15 protein-coding genes are annotated in these 18,649 nt (G+C 56.6%); 8 read left to right on the top strand and 7 right to left on the bottom strand.

Annotation, left to right across the window (positions count from 1 at the left end):
* Positions 1-30 precede the first annotated feature (30 nt).
* From HNH97_RS16180 to HNH97_RS16170, 3 genes are all read left to right on the top strand, one after another.
* Complete coding sequence (locus HNH97_RS16180; RefSeq protein ID WP_171791577.1) at positions 31-678, top strand: hypothetical protein; 648 nt, start codon at positions 31-33, stop codon at positions 676-678.
* A 468-nt stretch (positions 679-1,146) separates the two neighbouring features.
* Complete coding sequence (locus HNH97_RS16175; protein WP_171791576.1) at positions 1,147-2,160, top strand: zinc-dependent alcohol dehydrogenase family protein; 1,014 nt, start codon at positions 1,147-1,149, stop codon at positions 2,158-2,160.
* A 260-nt stretch (positions 2,161-2,420) separates the two neighbouring features.
* Positions 2,421-3,896, top strand: a complete 1,476-nt coding sequence (locus HNH97_RS16170; protein ID WP_171791575.1) for an FAD-dependent monooxygenase — start codon at positions 2,421-2,423, stop codon at positions 3,894-3,896.
* A 52-nt stretch (positions 3,897-3,948) separates the two neighbouring features.
* Here the strand turns inward: HNH97_RS16170 and HNH97_RS16165 are convergent, their stop codons facing one another.
* Positions 3,949-4,461, bottom strand: coding sequence for a hypothetical protein (locus HNH97_RS16165; protein ID WP_171791574.1), 513 nt, complete (start codon positions 4,459-4,461; stop codon positions 3,949-3,951).
* A gap of 486 nt (positions 4,462-4,947) precedes the next feature.
* Between HNH97_RS16165 and HNH97_RS16160 the strand changes: the two genes are divergently transcribed.
* Entirely contained in the window at positions 4,948-5,904 is a 957-nt protein-coding gene (locus HNH97_RS16160) for an alpha/beta hydrolase (RefSeq protein WP_171791573.1), read from the top strand.
* 75 nt (positions 5,905-5,979) lie between these two features.
* Here the strand turns inward: HNH97_RS16160 and HNH97_RS16155 are convergent, their stop codons facing one another.
* Both HNH97_RS16155 and HNH97_RS16150 read right to left on the bottom strand, forming a co-directional pair.
* Positions 5,980-7,377, bottom strand: coding sequence for a DHA2 family efflux MFS transporter permease subunit (locus HNH97_RS16155; protein WP_265176032.1), 1,398 nt, complete (start codon positions 7,375-7,377; stop codon positions 5,980-5,982).
* A 17-nt stretch (positions 7,378-7,394) separates the two neighbouring features.
* Positions 7,395-7,964, bottom strand: coding sequence for a hydrolase (locus tag HNH97_RS16150; RefSeq protein WP_171791572.1), 570 nt, complete (start codon positions 7,962-7,964; stop codon positions 7,395-7,397).
* Positions 7,965-8,069: 105 nt separating this feature from the next.
* Here HNH97_RS16150 and HNH97_RS16145 point away from each other — a divergent pair, with 105 nt between their 5' ends.
* The gene (locus HNH97_RS16145) at positions 8,070-8,717 is read left to right on the top strand and encodes a TetR/AcrR family transcriptional regulator (RefSeq protein WP_171791571.1); all 648 of its coding nucleotides are present in this window, start codon (positions 8,070-8,072) and stop codon (positions 8,715-8,717) included.
* Positions 8,718-8,858: 141 nt separating this feature from the next.
* On the opposite strand, the gene HNH97_RS16140 is transcribed toward HNH97_RS16145, so the two are convergent.
* Positions 8,859-10,016 (bottom strand): aldo/keto reductase, encoded by a 1,158-nt coding sequence (locus HNH97_RS16140; protein WP_171791570.1) that lies wholly within the window; start codon positions 10,014-10,016, stop codon positions 8,859-8,861.
* 164 nt (positions 10,017-10,180) lie between these two features.
* Between HNH97_RS16140 and HNH97_RS16135 the strand changes: the two genes are divergently transcribed.
* Positions 10,181-10,642 (top strand): YbaK/EbsC family protein, encoded by a 462-nt coding sequence (locus HNH97_RS16135; protein ID WP_171791569.1) that lies wholly within the window; start codon positions 10,181-10,183, stop codon positions 10,640-10,642.
* Positions 10,643-10,990: 348 nt separating this feature from the next.
* Here the strand turns inward: HNH97_RS16135 and HNH97_RS16130 are convergent, their stop codons facing one another.
* Positions 10,991-12,055, bottom strand: coding sequence for a hypothetical protein (locus HNH97_RS16130; RefSeq protein WP_171791568.1), 1,065 nt, complete (start codon positions 12,053-12,055; stop codon positions 10,991-10,993).
* A gap of 714 nt (positions 12,056-12,769) precedes the next feature.
* On the opposite strand from HNH97_RS16130, the gene HNH97_RS16125 reads away from it, so the two are divergent.
* A complete protein-coding gene (locus HNH97_RS16125) occupies positions 12,770-13,234 on the top strand; it encodes a hypothetical protein (RefSeq protein WP_171791567.1) in 465 nt (154 codons plus the stop codon).
* A 577-nt stretch (positions 13,235-13,811) separates the two neighbouring features.
* Here HNH97_RS16125 and HNH97_RS16120 read toward each other — a convergent pair.
* Positions 13,812-16,472 carry a TonB-dependent receptor plug domain-containing protein gene (locus HNH97_RS16120; RefSeq protein WP_171791566.1) on the bottom strand — a complete coding sequence of 887 codons (2,661 nt, stop codon included), beginning with the start codon at positions 16,470-16,472 and terminating at the stop codon, positions 13,812-13,814.
* 435 nt (positions 16,473-16,907) lie between these two features.
* Positions 16,908-17,120 carry a hypothetical protein gene (locus HNH97_RS16115; protein WP_171791565.1) on the bottom strand — a complete coding sequence of 71 codons (213 nt, stop codon included), beginning with the start codon at positions 17,118-17,120 and terminating at the stop codon, positions 16,908-16,910.
* A 678-nt stretch (positions 17,121-17,798) separates the two neighbouring features.
* On the opposite strand from HNH97_RS16115, the gene HNH97_RS16110 reads away from it, so the two are divergent.
* Positions 17,799-18,533: a DUF72 domain-containing protein gene (locus tag HNH97_RS16110; RefSeq protein ID WP_171791564.1), complete on the top strand. Its 735-nt coding sequence runs from the start codon at positions 17,799-17,801 to the stop codon at positions 18,531-18,533.
* Positions 18,534-18,649: the final 116 nt, after the last annotated feature.

Below are 18,649 nucleotides of genomic sequence, written 5' to 3'. Positions count from 1 at the left end.
GGATTATTATAACATCGAAAGAACAGGAAGATGTTGCCGAAAAAGGGCAGGAAATTACCTTTGTGGAAGGGTATTCTCGGGCATCGTGAAAACTATGCCCGGGCAGTTGCCGAACTGCTGCGAAGCGAGCATGAAGAGATCCATGGTGTGATCAAGAGGGTTATGCGACAGACAGGTGCAAGTGAGAAGAGTGTCAAACACTGGCTTTCAGCGCAGCATGGTCCGGATACGTTATATTTCCTGCGTCTTGTCGTTTCTTCGCCGGTTATCCGGGCATTCATCTTTGGCCTTGCCGGAGGGCCTGAGGCTAATATCCTGATACACTTAACAGGGTGTTCTGCACATGCCGCAGTCAGGGAAGCTTACCTGCTTGGTCTGGAGGCAAGTAGCAGGCAGACAATGCCTGTAAGGGAAAATGACCACGAAAATGACCCTGAAGATGTCCCTGAACATGGCCCTGTAAATGTCCCTGATGATTGGGAACTGAATGAACGGCAACGATGGTTTCTGCTACGACTGGAACAAGGAAACCGATGCAGAGCCAGAGACATTACCGCTGCATGGAATGTAAGTCTGAAAACTGCACGTAGGGACATTGGCGGTCTTCAGAAAGCGCAACTTGTGAAGTATGTCGGTTCGCGTCGAAAAGGGAGATATTGCCGGAAGGCGGAAACCTGAGTGAATATCCTTCTTCCAATGGCAACCTGAGCAGTGATATGATTCAAATGAAATATGGTGCTTACCTAAAGCATGACGCATGAATAAGAAGGTGATTGGCGTGCGACGACTTGCAACCGTGCAAGTCAATTCATGGGCACGGTCATGGATTTGAATGGGAATCACCGTGCTTTGCGGATGGAAAGCGCTTCATGTCGCAATCTGAGAAGAAACCTTGCCGCAAAAGGTCATCAGGCGTCGTTTCATCATGAATCATGTGTGCGTAAGAAGAGGCTCACTTTCCGCGTAAAGAAATGCCACGTCACGCTTCGCTAAAAAGAGGGCTGTCCTGACGGGTCGGGAAAAGGTTCTGGCAATATCAGGGGAATAAAGAACTGTGTCTGCATGAAAATTCATGAACCCCGGATATTGGAAATGATCCGCTGGCTCTGATATCCCGGTTAGGAGAGCAGAAAGGAGAAACCGGTCATGGTCAGGACAATAGTGGTGCAGCCTCCTGGTGGTTTTGAGAATGTCACCATCACGGAGCAGGCGGCAAGGGCTCCTGCTCAGGGTGAAATCAGGGTAAAGCTGCATGCCTCATCCCTCAATTATCATGATTATGCCGTTGTAAGTGGCATGTGGGGACCGACTGTCCCGCGTATTCCCATGGCGGACGGGGCAGGCGAAGTGATTGAGGTCGGCGCAGGCGTTACGGAGTTCGCACCCGGCGACAGGGTGGTCAGCACCTTCTTTCCGACCTGGCTTGCTGGTGCGCCGCAGGTGATCGGGTTTGCGACGGTGCCGGGCGATGGGATTGATGGTTACGCGCGTGAGGAAGTCACGGCGCCCGCGACCTCATTTACGCATGCCCCGCAGGGCTGGACCTATGCCGAGGCCGCGACACTGACCACGGCCGGCCTGACCGCATGGCGGTCGCTGTTTGTTGATGATCGGATCCGGCCCGGTACTACCGTACTGGTTCAGGGGACGGGGGGCGTATCGATATTCGCGCTTCAGTTTGCCAAAATGGCCGGGGCGACAGTGATCGCAACCTCGTCGAGTGACGAAAAGCTTGAGCGCCTGCGCGACCTTGGGGCAGATCATGTGATCAATTATCGCCATGATCCCGCATGGGGCAGGACGGCCTGGGAACTGACCGGTGGAAAAGGGGTCGATCATATCGTCGAAGTCGGCGGTCCCGGGACGCTTGAGCAATCAATGGAAGCCATCAGGGTGGGGGGACATATTTCCACCATCGGCATCCTTAGCGGGGTTTCAGGTCAACTGGAAATCGTACCGATGTTACTGAAGCAGTTCCGCCTTCAGGGTGTCCTGGTCGGGTGCCGGGCAGATCAGCAGGCAATGATAAAGGCGTTTGACAGTCATTCCGTCCGGCCCATCATTGACCGTACATTCCCTTTGGAAAATATTGTGGAAGCTTTCAAATATCAGGAAAGTAACCGGCATTTCGGCAAGATATGCCTTGATTGCCAGAAATAGGTCACGCTGTCCCTTATCCTTATGGGCGGACTGATCCTGTTGACAGGAAACAGTCCGTCCGTTCCGGGGAAAGAAAGCGACAGTTTCCCCGCGGAACAGTCAAATTGCTGTCCCATCGCGCTGGGACAGTCCCATAAATACGGCATTGGAACTGTGCGATCCATGACGTTCGGGCCGACAGGAACAGTTCGGACATGTCTGGCGTTAACGGGGGACAACTGTCCGCATGACCGGACAGTTCTTTTCCTTCGGACGAAACCATGTCGAAGCCCGTTCTCGTTACCGGTGCGGGGCCTGTCGGCCTGACCATGGCTGCCGAACTGGTTCGTTATGGCATGCCCGTCAGGATTGTCGACAGGTTGCCGACACGCACCACCCAGTCCCGGGCCCTGGCCATCTGGTCCCGGACGCTCGAACTGCTTGGGGCGGCAGGTTGTGCGGATGCTTTTGTGGCCGCCGGACTGCATGCAAAAGCCGTCAGTCTTCACGCCGGCAACAGGACACTCGCCCGGATCCCGTTCGGGACGGTTGCCTCTTCCTTCAATTACCTGCTGATGCTTCCACAGTCGGAAACCGAGCGGTTGCTGGAGGATCATCTCAGGACCCTGGGCGGCACAGTCGAACGCGGGACTGAGCTGACGGATTTCGTTGACGGGGATGATGGCGTTTCATGCACGCTCCGCCATGCCGACGGCAGGATCGAGATACTGGAGGCGGCATGGCTGATCGGTTGTGATGGTGCGCATTCCTTCGTGCGCAGCAGGCTCGGCCTGCCATTCGAGGGGGACACCCTGCCAACGGGGTTTGTCATTGCGGATGTACGCGTGACGGGTCTTGCCGTCCCGCCTGATGAACCGGCGATTTTCTGGCATCCCGATGGGGCCGTCATGTTCTTTCCGATATCGCGGGACCGTTACCGTATTATTGCCGACCTTGGGCCGGTTGCAGTGCATATGCCGGATCTTGGGGAAATGCAGGCGATTGTTGACCGGCGGGGACCGGGCGGGATCCGCCTGTCAGATCCGGCGTGGCTGTCGGATTTTGGGATCAATGAACGCAAGGTCCATGATTACCGCAGGGGCCATGTGTTTCTGGCCGGCGATGCGGCCCATATCCATAGCCCCGCTGGCGGGCAGGGCATGAATATGGGGATGCAGGATGCCTTCAACCTCGCCTGGAAACTGGCGCTTGTGGCGCGGCAGGCCGCAAGGCCGTCCCTGCTGGACAGCTACAGTCACGAACGCAGCGGTGTGGCGCGGCAGATACTGGCGGATTCCGGCCGTATGACCGGCATTGTCCTGCTCAGGACACATCTGGCGCAGAGGGTGCGCAACCTTGTTATAAAACAGCTTTTCAGGAGTCCGATGATCCGTCATGCCGTCGCCAGCAGGCTGTCCGGCATCCAGATCGACTATCCTGACAGTCCGCTCAATGCGGGTTCATCACGTGGGCTACGCGGTCCCGGACCGGGACAGCGGATGTTTCTGGAACGATGTTTCAGGAACGACGATACGCCCCGCTTTGTGCTTGCCGCCACGGCCAATGCGGAGGCGCGGGCCATGATTGCGCGCCATTCATCCCTGCTGACGCCCGAAATATGTCTGCCCCCGGATGGAAACGGTATCTGGCTGGTGCGCCCCGATGGTTACGTCGCCGTTGTTGCGAAACGTGGAAACCTGACGGAAATCGAGGCAGCCCTGAACGGCATGGCAGCCGCAGCCTCATCGCCAGAGTAAAGGCGTGGAACGGGAGTGCACGCGGCCCGGCAGTACCGGGCCGCTGCGGACCTTACAGGGGCCTGCCGTTATGGGTGTCCGCCCCCGGGAGTACTGCATGCGTATCCACGGCGGGGACAAGGTCGGGGATGCGTGTATCTTTACGCTCCGGTTTTCCAACCGATACGGGCGTAGCGAGGGCCGCACAGGCGTTACCTCCCGTGCTGGAGGTATGAATGATCGGGGCAGACCGGCCGTTCGACGTCATCGTGACAGTCTGTGTGCAGGATGCCGCCGGACCGCCGATGCTGACAACCTCGAAACTCTGCCATGACGCACCCCGGTTCGGCGCATTGTGATCAACGCTCGGTATGGTGTGCATGGACTGGCCCACGTGCGCCATCAGTTCGCGGTGGGTCGCCTCCATGGCGGCCATGTCCCGCGCCATCATGTGGTCGAGGGCATCGAACATCGCAATGTCGGAGGTCTCTGCAACGCCGGAGACGTCGGGAGCCGGAACCAGAATGCCAACCTGATGCCCCCGTGCGTCAACAACGCGCAGCGTATCCTGTGCCTGTGCTGGCATCGTAGCCGCACCGAGAGCCAATGCGGCGACCGCGGCGCCAGACCGAACCATCTGAGAAAAATGCATCTTGGAATCCTCAGTGTCTGATAAGCAGTGTCGGACGACGAAGGAAATATGGTGCATCAAAAATGCATCGACAAGGGAGGGATGAACGCATGCCGGATCTGGCGGCCGTGCAGGTCCCCGCACCGGTCCGATACCCTCGTGCGGATCGAAAAAGGGTTTCGGGCACGCATCACGAAACCTCAGATGATGATCGGATATTTTATATAGAATATGAGAATGTCATATATTACCAGATGCAGCAATCAAAATAGCAAATATAAAAGATAAGAAAATGGTATGGTTTTATATTTTATATTCATCTGTTCAGGAGAATATTTGATTTCCCTCATGGATGGTCACGTGAAGGAGAGCGACGGTCCTTCCTGACGGAAGCCGGTTCTGCCTGCCGCCTTCCGAGAGAAAGAGAGGATCTGGTTCATCATGCCGAAGAATGTCGTAAATCCCGAATTTCTTCCGATTTTGGAAAAGATGCCTTCCTTTGACGGGCTGTCGGATCGGTCGTTGCCGGAAGTGCGCGAAATTTTCATGACGGCGGTGCGCCTGATCGAAGGACGCCCCCTGCCGGATGTTGAAACGCAGGAAGAATACGTGCCCGGCCCGGCAGGGGCGCCGGATGTCCGTGTGCTGATTTACCGGCCGCGTGAGCGTCGGCCCAATGCGCCTGCCATGGTCTATATCCATGGGGGCGGGCTTGTCTCTGGCCATCCCGAGGTTGACGACCCCAAATGTCAGGTTCTGGCCAGCAAGATGGGCTTTGTCGTCGTTTCCGTCGATTACCGTCTTGCGCCGGAGGTCAAATATCCCGGCGCGATCGAGGACTGTTACGCCGTACTGAAATGGGTGCATGAGAATGCGGCGACACTGGGCATCAACCGTGACAAGGTGGTTGTCGCGGGCGAAAGTGCGGGTGGCGGACTGAGCGCGGCCCTGTCGCTGATGGCGCGCGACCGCAAGGAATACAGGCTTGCCTACCAGTTGCTGATCTATCCGATGCTTGATGACCGGACGGCGACGAAAGTGGACCCGGCCCCGGATTTCGGGGAATATGTCTGGACGCGTTCCGCCAACAAATTCGCATGGGAGGCCTATCTGGGGGCGGCCGCAGGCGGGGCCGATACGCCAGCCTATGCCTCTGCCGCGCGTGCAAAGGATCTGTCCGGGCTTCCGCCTACGTTCATCGGGGTGGGATCCATGGACCTGTTCCTGTGCGAGGATCTGGAATATGCCCGTCGCCTGATGGCATCCGGCGTCCCGACGGAGGTTTCGGTGGTGCCGGGTGCCTATCATGTCTTCGATATGTTCGTGCCCGATGCGGAGTTGTCGCGACGCTTCATGGACTCCTACTGCGCGGGCCTGAAGCGGACGCTGGGCCTGTAAACCAGGCAGGGACATGTGCAGAAATGGATTGCGTCCGCGTGATCGCGCCCGTGGCCTGCGGCCCGAAGGGAAGCGTTACGGCCGGGCGCGCCGTGACGTGCCCTTCGGCAGCCGGAATGTCGCCAGAAGCAGGCAGCCATGAAAGACACAGAGCAGGCCGAAGGCCGCCGTGAAAGCCGCTGAGACCGCAGGGGGAGTGGTGGCATGCGACAGTCGCCACCCCAGTAACGTGGCGCAGAGCGTGGTCAGGGTCGGGCCGCCGATACGCTGCACGATATTGAGGGCGACGGTCGCCATGGGGATTTCCGCAGGTGCGACGGATGCATACCCCGCGCTCATCGCCGGGATCCCGATGATCCCGGTTCCTGCCCCACGTAGGAAAAGTGCTGTCGCAAGGACGAAGATGTTGAAACCGGAGCAGGCGAGCACGGCAAGCATCAGGGTGCCAAGTCCCGAACAGATGGCCCCGTAACGGGTCAGCCTGCTGATGCCAAAATGCGCGGTCAGGCGTCCTGTCAGCGGATATGTGCACATCATGCCCACGCCCAGCGGCGCCATGAACCAGCCCGTCCGTTCCGCAGGGATGCCGCAGGCATGGATGAGCCAGACCGGCAGGAGCATCTGTCCCGCGAACGCAACCCCGTTCACCATGAACATGATCAGCGCGGAAGCGGAGAAGACCGGCGCCCGGAACAGCGCCAGATCAATCAGGGCATGCGCTCCTTTCCGATGCGCCTGCCGCAGATAGAGAATGCCCATGACGACAGCCAGGCACAGGAGACCCTGACCCGTTCGCTGCCCCATATGATCGGTGCCATAAAGCAGCGCGATCAGGGCCGGGGACAGCAGTGCCAGCCCGGCAATGTCGAGCCTGCGCGGACGGCATTCCTGTCTGTCATCGGGCAGGAACATGCTGGCGAGCAGCAGCGCGACAAGCCCGAATGGCAGGTTGAGCAGGAAAATCCATCGCCAGGACGCAACCGACAGGATGCCACCGGCCACGACGGGCCCGAGAAGTGGGGCAAGCAGTATGGGAAGCGTGACGGCGCTCGCGACCCGGGGAAGCTGCTTTCCGGCGGCGCGGGCGATCGTCATCTGCGCCATGGGGGCCAGCAGGCCGCCCGCCATGCCTTGCAGGACGCGAAACGCGATCAGCGACGGCGCGGACCAGGCCAGTGCGCACAGGGCGGATGTCACCGTAAACCCGGCAAAACACCCCAGATAGATGGTCCGCCCACCAAACCGGTCAACAAGCCATCCGTTCAGGGGGAGTGTCAGGGCCAGCGCCAGCAGATATCCACTGACCACCCACTGGACCGTGGAAAATGGTGCGTGCAGTGTGCTGACCAGATCCGGGAGCGAGACATTGACGATCGTCGCATCCAGTTGCGACATGAAGGACCCGATGGCCGCAACACTGACGATTTTCCAGATGCCGGCAGGCAGCCGGGAGGAAGGGGATGCGTCTTGCAAGGTTCGGTCTTCTGCCTTCAGGATGCCAGTTCGATCGCGGTGCTTGTCGTCACGCGGCCAAGCCGGGGGAAAATGCAGTCATATGCGAAACGCTGCATCTCTTCGGAAAAGGTGGAGGTGATGTCTTCGGCGAGGACAACGGCGTAGCCATGTTCATGCGCCGCGCGGGCGGTGGATTCCACGCCAAGGTTCGTCGCAATGCCGCCAATGACCACGGTGGTGATGCCGCGCCGCCGCAACTGAAGGTCGAGATCCGTCCCGTAAAAAGCGCCCCACTGCCGCTTCGTGACGTGCAGGTCGCCCGGCTGCGCCAGCCCTTCGGCCAGATCGGTCCAGTCAGGAGCAAAGCCACCCGGAGGTGGTGCGAACGGCAGATCGACAGGGGTATGCAGGGCGTCGGCAAAATCGGGGGCGAAGGCGACATTGACCAGGATGACTGGCGCACCGGCGGCACGGAAGCGTGCGGCAAGGGTTTTTGAACGTTCGACAATCGTCCCGCCCGTGTAGGGGGCCAGTTGATGGGAGACGATGCCCTTCTGCAGGTCGATCAGGATCAGGGCGGTCCGGGACGCAGAAAACGATGTCATGGCGGTCTTCTCCTGTTATCAGGCTCCTGCATGCCGGGGCGTTGTCCGGAATGGAAGGAGTTGATAGAAATTGAGCATACACTCAAACAGGGACACTATTTGAGGATGGACTCAAGTACGTCAAGCGAAAAGCGTGCGCCCCTTCAACCCCGGCGGGCCGTCGGGCGGCAACGCGTGGCCGAACTGCTGGCGGCCGCATCCGACCTCATCGCGGAACGTGGCTACGATGCGACGACAATGGCGGAAATAGCCGCGCGGGCAGGGGCGAAGATCGGTTCGCTCTATCGCTTCTTTCCCAACAAGGAGGCCATTGCCGAGACATTGCTGCAGCAGCATATGGCGATCCTGCAGGAAGAATACGAAGCGATCGGATGTCGCGCGTCAGGCCTGTCCCCCGATGAACTGGCCGATGGCCTGATTGACCTGATGGCAAGGCTCTATCCCCGTGTGCAATCGCTCCCGGCGCTGATGGGCGCGCACACGGACAGGACGGAACTTCGTGCGCGCTTGCGCGGTCAGGCGCTCCTTGAAATCGCAACGGCGCTTCGGGCATGTGCCCCTCGACTGGACCAGAAAACGGCGGATGACATTGCCGCTGTTGTTCTGAACAATATGAAAGTCATGGTGGGCATGGTCCATGGCGATGCGCCCACGGCACCGGGGGCACCGGATGAACTGCGCCGCATGAACCGGCTTTACCTTTCGTCCCGGCTTGGGCCTTTTCGCAGTTTGGGCAGGATTGATGGGGAATAGAAGTTTTTGGTGAAGCTTTTTCCCAAAAAGCGTCAAAGAACGCCGCCTTTTTGAAAAAAGGCGGCACCCAAAAACTTTTATATGATTTCTGGACTTTTTGTCGGGCCGATCCCTAACCCTGCCGGCTGCATCATGGCTTTCTTACTGGGGGATGGGGACCGGAGCAGCCTGTGCAATCAGCTTTTCGTGTTTGAGTTCATCCCATAATGCAGATGGGATCGAGACCTCCATGGAACGGGCATTGGCCTGCATCTGTGCGGCATTGCGTGCCCCCGGAATCACGGCAGCAACCACAGGATGGGCCGCCGCGAACTGAAGTGCGGCCGTGCGCAGGTCAATCCCGTGCCGTTTGACGACAGCCTCCATCGCGTCCCGTTTGTGCGCCATTCCGGGCGGGATCGTGCCCTGATAATCATAACGATTGCGGCCCGCGGCATAGCCTGCGTTCAGCGGCGCCCCGACGACAACTGAAATGCCACGTGGCGCGAGGGCAGGGAGCGTGTGCGACAGGGCCTCGTCATGTCGCAGGATGGAATATTGCGTTGCCAGCAGGACAATGTCGGGATCACCGATTTCAAGGGTGCGCAGGACGGCCTGGGGCGTGTTGACCCCAAGTCCCCAGGCCCTGATGACTCCGTCCTCGCGCATCCTGGTCAGTGCCGGAATCGCCCCCTTGGCGGCCTGGTCGAAATAGCTGGTCCATTTGTCACCCATGTCCCTGTTTTCAGGGGACAGGTCATGGATATAGACAATGTCGATCCGGGACAGGCCCAGCCTTTGCAGGCTGTCCTCGATCGAGCGCCGGACCCCGTCTGCGGTATAGTCATAGCGATAGGCGAAAGGCGAGGGGTCATGCCACATCGTCCCGTCGGGGGGCTTGGGCGCGGCCGTCAGCAGACGACCGACCTTGGTCGATAGTACGAACTCATCCCGTGGTCGTGTATGCAGGAAGTGACCGAACCGCCGCTCGCTCAGGCCAAGGCCATACCAGGGCGATGTGTCGAAATAGCGTACCCCCGCAGCCCAGGCGGCCTCCAGGGCCGCTTCGGCATCTTCATCCGTACCTGCCGCAAAGCCGTTGCCAATCGGGACCCCGCCAATGCCGAGGCGTGTCGGAGGGCGAAAGCGCTGGCCTTGCGCTGCCGTGTTCAGCGGTATCGTATTTCGGGCCATCCGTCCCATGGTCGGTGTAACGTCCCCGGCATGCTGCGCATCCTGGGCACGCAGGGGCCGCGCCATCAGGGCCGCGGCCCCGCCAAGGGCGGAAAGGGCGAGAAGGTTGCGTCGGGTGGCTGTCATCGCGTCCTCACATGATATGGCTTGGCTCTTAATGCTTTTCATGGAGGCGGGTTCGCTCCTGTCCGGAACCGGATGCAGACGGGATGTGCGGCGCGGGTCCGCGATTGTCTTCGGGAGACGTGTGAGGTGTAATCATCCCCCCATCATTGGCAAAGGAGATAGGGATGAGCCGGGAATCCGTGCAGGCATTTTTGGAAATACATGCCCCCGACATCGAACCTGTGGTGCTGTCGGACAGTACGGCGACCGTTGCGGAAGCCGCGCGGGCATTGGGCGTGGAGGAAGGGCAGATTGCCAAGACGCTGGCGCTGAAGGTCGGAGAGGAGCGGATTCTGGTCGTGATGGCAGGAACGGGACGGCTGGATAACCGCAAGACGAAGGATACATTCGGCAACCGGCCCCGCATGCTGCCTGCGGAGGAGGTGCTGGAACTGACCAGCCATCAGGTTGGGGGTGTATGCCCGTTCGGACTGCCGCATCCGGTCAGGGTATTCTGTGATGCGTCACTGCGCGCATTTGACGAGGTCTGGCCGGCAGCGGGGGACCGGAACAGTTCGGTGTGCCTGACGCCGGACCGGCTTGCGGAACTCGTTGGCGCACAATGGGTCGATGTCAGCAGGCTTTGATGCCGGATTGCCTGATTATGCCACGGTCTTGATGCGGTTCGCCAAGGGGTGAATTGCGGCGAACCGGGAATGGGGGATGCAGGATGGCGGCGCAACCGTCCTGCTGTTGTCAGGGGGCGTGGTGCCCGGGAATACCGTGCTGGCGGTAATGCGCTCTTCTGCAACCGTGCCTTTGGCATGCAGGGCGCGTTCACTCCATCGCTGCTATGCGGGGGCTGGCATGCATATGCGAAGATGATTGCGCGCCAGCAGGTATCGACCCTGATCATGATGCAGCAGATACACGTCCGGTTACCTTATGCGATGCTACAAAAGAAATATTGATAGTGACGGATGCGCATGTATACTTTATCCATTCACGGGTATTGTAAGCACCGCGCCGGGATTCTTGGTCGTTTTTGAAAGTTCCATGAGGATCTGCAGCATTGTAAAGCCAAGCTTGCTGGAAAAATCCGTATCGGATATGTAGTAAAACTTTTTGTTATATTTTATCTCCACAAAAGATGATCGTGGGTGTTCATCGCTGACATGAACAAAAACTGTTGGTTTTGTATTTCTTCCAATCAGGATGACCTTGGGAAGTGTGCGTCCTGAATCAATATCTTCTTGTGGAACGTCGATTTGATACGCAATCTGCCCTAAAACGCCAAGCATTGTGCGGGTCAGGAGCCTGATCTGGCCGCGTTGCGGTCTTCCGGCCCCATATATGACTTCTACACGCTCGTCTTTTGGACCCATTTCAAAGAAACGACGTGTCGCCTGTACAATTTTTGACAAAATTGGATCAGTGGTTGACGATACCGTAAGGAAGACCCGGTCAAAAGCCGGAGTTTTCCCTGGTATTTCCTCGCTATGTTCAAGCTGTATGCCCAGGAGGCCTGCAATCTGCAACCGGCGGAGATCATAGATGAGTTCAAAAAATTCTGGAGAGCCTCTCCCCACATCCCCACCTATGGCCCCCACGTTGTTGATGAGGTTAACCGCCTGAACCGACAGGCGGAACAAAATATCTATGGGCAGTCCGCCCATGGCCAGAGGCAGGAGGCTGCCGGGAGGAAGCGGGCGGAGGAAACTCTGGGCATATGCGTCCCCCGTGACAGGCTGGAACGTAAAGGTCGGGCTTTCCTGTATCTGCGCCCCGATGGCTCCCGCAGGCCTGAGGGGACTGGAATCCGATCCGACACCGATGGAAATATTACGTTGCAACTGGTATCCAGAGATCAATTGGGTCGTATCCAGAAAACCAGGAGTATCAGCATATCGCAAACGGACAACATTGAGGAGCGTCTGTTGCTTGGAAGATCCGATTAATGCTTGGGAATAATCAAGCTGATCATGGTCCAGTCTTTGAGAGCCAACGCCATAACAGCCGCTCAACAAAAAGGAGAGCGAAATAACAGTAAGTTTTTTCATAAAAGTGTAACTCTGCATCTCTGAATATGGCGTATTATCTTGTATTTCGACTTTTTTGATGACGGTTGCGCGTTTGTCTTCATGAAGTAACCCAGTTGCTGGATGTCATGATAGCATGCGCTTTTGTTAAATTATATCTACATTGAATTTTATCTGTTCCATCATCATGCCAACTCTATCTTCCAAAGATGCAGCTATTATCAAGCCTGCTCATTCACTGTTATTTTTTCGTGAATGATGCGAAAATCCTCCCTTGTTCCATATCTGGCCTTATCGCCGGGATAATGTCGATCCGCGACATCAGGATCTGAAAACAGCGTTCAATGGAATGTGACCTGTTGTGAAGATGAGATGTCAGGGAAGGCGGCTTATCGGCAGATCCCGCGATGGATGATGGCAGGCATCGTTGAATTCCTGATGTCTGAACGGCCCTTCATGTCAAAATGACAGGATTTCCTGTGGCTGAATTTATGCGGGATCGTCATTGATAACCGGGTGCTATGCCCCATTTCCAGAAATGGCGCCCAAGGCCGGCCGTAGGTCCAGGCCGCCTTGCGCGATGCATGAGCGCAATTTTTAAGGGGAATATGTTATTGTAGGAGAGTATGTTAACTGATCACTGCTGGTTCATCATGTCCTGTGCAAAGGGGAAGAACATAAGCTATCAAATCCGACTGCGAGTTTGTCTTAATTTCCCGTAAGGTATCTCTTGCCATGAGAAAAAGTTTTCTCTTCCTTGTTCCAGCACTCATGATGGCCAACCATGCATATGCAACAGACGTGAAGCTTCCGGATGGGACGCCGGCGAGTGTCACCATCCAGACGCCATGCACAAGTAATAGTTATAAAGAATATGAAACATGTATTTCAGCCATCCTGAGTATCCCCTCCAATCGTGGTGGTGATGTGGATGTCAGGTCTCTCGAAACCCTGCTACCCAAAGATATTCAGAGAGCTGCGATCATAAGCGGGATCACTTCGACACCTGTTATGCCGATGACGGTGTCTTTGAAACATTATGATGACAAGAATATCACCTGGCCGACAACGGATACGCCCCTCGACCATATTATAATCCCGAATAATGGGACGTATCAGGTTGTCCTGACAACGAATGACGGTGGGAAAACATGGGGTATGAGGGTTGTCATCGAACAGCCTGGGTCTGCGGAGCAATAGAAGTCCATCAGTGGCAATATGAGGTCGGTCCCTGAATATGGGGTGCCCATGACTGGTTGGAGCCGCCAGCGTAACCGGATTGCCGTGATATGCGGCCAGCATGGCGTATGGGATGACGGCACGCACTCCTGATGAATACGGGCAGGGAAGCCGGGCGGGATTTCCTCTCTTGCCCCTCCAGTCATGGATATATCCCATGCTGACCAGAACTTGATGTCATGTCGCAGCAGGCCGGGACATCAGGGCAGCATCGAAAAAGGATATCCCTGACGGACGCCTCGGTGTGGCCGGTCATATTATCGGTCACGCATAAGTTTGCGCAGCATGTCCGGTAGGGTCTTCCGGATTTCCTGCTCAATTCATTGAGGGATCCGGATATGGGTCGGGTTCGGTTTTCATATGGAACCTGTGCGTCCTCTTGTTCAGGACGGGCATATCCGGGATTATTGCAACGGATATGCCCGTTTCAGGCGTTATCGAATGCACCTGTAATCTGTATGTCGGCGAGAATTGCCCTGGCTTGAATGCCGGGGCAATTCGCACTCCACGGGGAATTATCTTTTGTAAGCAGACCCCATCAGAAATTGACCTGCGCCTTGAGATACATATAGCGTCCCTGCCAGTCATACATGCCGGGATCGGTATTGTAATCTCCCAGGGCGTCGAACTGGGGCTGTTTTCCGCCAATGTTGCGCACGCCGCCGGTCACGGTGAACTTGTTGCCGCGATAGGTGATGGACACGTCATGATAGAAGGTCTGATTGATCTTGTACCACTGCGTGAAGCTGGCATTATAATCGGACGAGGGGAAATAATACATCCCGTCGATGAAGCGCAGCATATAGGTGAAGCTCCACCGTCCATGGGTAAAGGTGGCGGTGCCATTGGCCAGCCATTTCGGAGTACCAACCGACCCGAGGTAGCTTACAAACGGCGTGCTGGGTGTATTCTGTTCCTTGTAAGCCATGACATCCTGAATGTCCGCGCCGAAATGCAGCGAGTTGGCATAGTCGATGTCGTAGTTGTACTGTGCGGAGATGTCGAGGCCGTCTTCCTTGAAAGCGCCGACATTTTCTTCATAGTTGGAAACGGGATTAAGCTGTCCCGACACATCGCGTCCATGAATGACGTTACAGTAGGCGCTGGACATATTGACGCTTTCGTAACATCCATCCAGTTCGGTCTGCAGGGACGGGGTGCTCAGCGCATGTGTGATGGAAGTGTGGAAATAATCAATCGTCGCGGAGAAACCGGGGAGGAAGGTCGGCGAAAGGATTGTGCCGATCGTATAGGTTCTTGATTCCTCAGGCTGGAGGCTCGGGTTACCGCCACTGATATATTTCATGGCGTTGTTGACCTGCTTGAAGGTCGAGGGATTGAGGCCCTGTGCACGGCAGTTGGCGGCAACGATACCTGCAAGTGCGCCATATTCGGAAATCTGCCCGCACGGATCATGCGCGCCGCTCAGGCTGATTGTCTGGCCGGCATACAGGTCACCGATCTGCGGTGCACGGAAACCGGTCGCAAGGTTGGCACGGAAGCGGATGCTGTCTGTCGGCGCATAGATCAGGCCGGCATGCCAGTTATATGTCTGTCCGAACGTGTTGTAATTGGAGAAACGTCCCGAAACCTGTGCACTCAGGCTCTTGGCTGCAGGGAGGTTTTTCAGGAGCGGAATACTGAGTTCACCGAACACCTCGGTCACATTATATCCGCCCGATGTGCTGGTATAATAGTAATTCGAGGCCTGTCCGCTCGAAGCAAAGTTACTGGCGTAGGAGTAACCGTCCAGCCCGCGATGTTCGACGCCCACGGCGATACCCAGCGGCCCGTAGGGCAGGCGGGCGATATGCTTGTTGGCGAATGTGACCTGCACGTCGCGAAGTTCATAACCGGACGGATAATCGTCCGTGACGCCGATATACTTTTTCGCAGCCGGCGACAGGGTCTGCGAAAATGGATTGATCAGGACGCAGCCCGGCTGGCTTGTACAGACGGAAGGATCGTAATATCCTGTTGTGGAACCGCCACCGCCCGTCTGGTGGAAGCCCAGGGCGTTTTCCATCTTGACCCAGTTGATCTGGCCATTCTGGCTTTCTTCACCAACGGATTTGCCGAAGGAGTAGAAGGCGTCATATGTCCACCCGCCTGAATGCGGGATGGATCCGCGCAGGCCGACGGTGGCCTGATACTGGTCATTCTGCAGGTCACTGTAACGTTCGCCAAGTCCCATCATGCGTTTGTACATGGCGACGTCTTCACCGAACGGGTTGTAGGGATTCCCCGAAGGAATGATCATTTCCCCCGAATTGCCCGTCAGTGTCGTTGCCGGGGTGCCGATGAACATCGGCACGCCCTTGGACCAGCCAGCCGTGTGTGTCCAGTTGCCATCAATGTAGAACTGGACATTCTTGGTGATGTCAAAATGTCCGCTGCCCGCAACAGTCTGGATGCTCTGCTGCGCAAGCATCTGGTTGCCTTGTGAATAGTCATAATCGTCGGCATAGCCAAACGGGCTGAAGCCCCCGTTGCCATTGGGGGTTACGGAATAATTGCCCAACTGTCCCGGCTGGGATGTCAGGGGGGCGCCACCGTTGGCGGCCACGAAATAGCCATTGGGCGTATAGGTGGAGCCGTAATACTGTGGTGCCCCGGGGGAGTTGTCCCAGCCCGCACGGTCGTGCATGGCCCATTTGCGGGCATTCGCATCCACGGGAGCCTGGTAGTTATAGGAACCGCTCAGGATAAAGTTGCCGCGCCCGTGCATGATGTCCCATCCATGCGTGGCGGTCAGTGCGCTGGTTTCGGCGTCTCCTGAATCACTGATGCCGCCATTGGCGGTCAGGGTCGTGCCCGTATAGTCTTTTTTCAGGGTAATATTGATGACACCCGCAATGGCGTCGGAACCATAGGTGGTTGATGATCCGTCCTTGAGGATTTCAACGCGGTCAACCATGGCGGGCGCGATCGCATTCATGTCTACGCAGCCACCGGGCCCTTCGACCATGCGGTGTCCGTCAACCAGGACAAGGGTGCGTGCCGTACCCAGGTTACGGATATTGATGCATGAACCGCCGAAATTGCTGTAGGAATTCCCGGAGAAGTTCATGGACGGAATGCGTGAAAACACTTCACCCATCGTCATGGCGGACGATTGCTGGATCTGGTCCGACGTGATGAGGGCGACTGGCTGTATCTGTTCCGTTTCGCGTGCACCCAGATGGGTGCCGACGACCATTATGTTTTCGCTATTGTCGCTTCCTTTCTTTTGATAAACCTTTGTTTGTGTTTTCTTGCTTTTCTTCGCCGGGATGACCTGTCCCGACGTCGTCCCCGGCAGGGAAATGATCTGCGCATGTGCGGATTTACTCGAAAGTAATTCGCCCGCTGCGGTGCCGAGGATACACAGGCCAGGAGTCGTCAGTATAGAAAGGCAAGTCGTATAACGACTTATGCGGAATGACATCGTTTAATGCTCCTTCCTCGTTGCGCCCTATGTATTTATTCGGAAACACATCATATCGAGCGGTATAATGTATCGTTTCCGGAACGTAATATCGTCAATTTCAAAAAAGTTGTTCGTGCATAACTTTTGTTTAAGGGGGCTGTGATGATATTTTGAATTCAGCGTATTGGTATTACACTTAATAAAATGCAGAAGTTTTAAAAGCTATCAAGTAATTCTGATGAATTCATTTTTTAGTTGCAAATTCATCACAAAATGCCACGGATTTTCTAAATCAGAATCCTGGATGCCATGCACACGATAAGCCTGGCCTGCGGAAAATGGTGGTTTTGCCGTCATGTTTTGGACAGCGGATGTGATATGGCAGTAAATTCCTGTAATAAAAGCGGGTTTTATTGCGGTATACGCCCCCCCTGTCATGGGGGATGCAGCCCTATGGGGAGGAGATCAACGTGGTCGTCATTGCGAACGCTGCCAGAAGTCCTGATGCCTGTATTTTTCAGGTAAGGGAACACAAGGCAGGTGGAAACAAGAGACGCGCCCGACACGATACGAACACAATGCCTGTGCCGATGGCAGATATCATGCCGTATATATGTGAATGGCAGGCGCATGATCGGGTTCCCATCATGACTACTTGTTTCGTTTCAGAATATTCCAGTTCAAGACAGATTGTGTCAATTCCAAAATGATGGGGTCGTATTAGCCCGTGGTTAAGGGGAAGGGGATTCGTTAATTGAGGGAAACGAATGGTATTAATCTATATTTTCATGATGAACCCGGATGCGGACATATCAGAAAATGGTGCGCGATGGTCCATGGCATGCCACGATCTGCATGACGGAAAGAATTGGTCTGGTTCGATGATGGAAAGGCCCCGACTGTCATGGGTATGAACAGGAGTACGTTCGTTGGCCGGAAGGATGCTTGATATCGCGTGACGTCATGGCCTAGCCTCCAGCGGCAGGGCTGGAAAGGTTTCGGCCTGCCCGTCACATGCAAAGGCGGGACTGCGTCTGAACGCCTGACCGGGCAGGCAGGATCCCGCCGGACGCCACGTGTCCTCAATCGTTCCGCCCCATGGAAAGGCAGCCCATCATGTCCATACGCATCGGTGTTGCTGGCTGGTCGATCCCCGCTGCGCTGGTGGGGGAGTTTCCTGCGGCTGGCACGCATCTTGAACGCTATGCCGGGCGGCTTCTGGCTGTCGAGATCAACAGCAGCTTTTATCGACCGCACCGGCGCACGACTTATGAACGCTGGGCCGCAGGCGTGCCGTCCGGGTTCCGCTTTTCCGTAAAGCTGCCCCGGGCCATCACGCATGACCGTCGCCTGGTCGGTTGCGGGGCGCTGATGGAGCAGTTTGCCGAGGAAACCGAGGGCTTGGGGGCAAAACGTGGTCCCATCCTGGTTCAGTTGCCTCCGGGCTTCGCCTATCCCGGCGAGGTCGCAGAACGTTTCTTCACGGATATGAAGGCCATCATCGCCGGTCCCGTCGTTCTGGAACCAAGGCATGCAAGCTGGTTCCAGCCGGAGGTGGAACGCATGCTGCAGCGGCAGCAGGTGTCACGGGTCGCGGCGGATCCGGCGCGTCCATTATTATCCGCGGCGCACCCCGGGGGATGGGACGGTCTTGCCTATTTCCGATTGCATGGTTCCCCGCGCATCTATGTGTCGCCTTATGGGAACGACGTCATTGTGGCGCAGGCAGAGCGCATTGCGGCACTGAAGGCGCGTGGCACGGAGGTCTGGACGATTTTCGACAATACCACCTATGGCGCCGCCACGCGGAATGCGCTGGAACTTGTCGAGGCGGTCATGGGAAATAAATGACTTATGGAATGGTATTTTTTGGGGGCTTTCAGGGTCTGTTGGGAATTAACGCGAATTGATGATTGCGGCGGTGAGATAAATCATCGCTGCGAATGATCTGTCGGTCTTGTCGCTTC

This window comes from Gluconacetobacter entanii (assembly GCF_013155425.1).
Classification (GTDB): Bacteria; Pseudomonadota; Alphaproteobacteria; order Acetobacterales; family Acetobacteraceae; genus Novacetimonas; species Novacetimonas entanii.
Note: the sequence above shows the minus strand (reverse complement) of the source record. Positions and strands in the feature narration are given on the sequence as shown.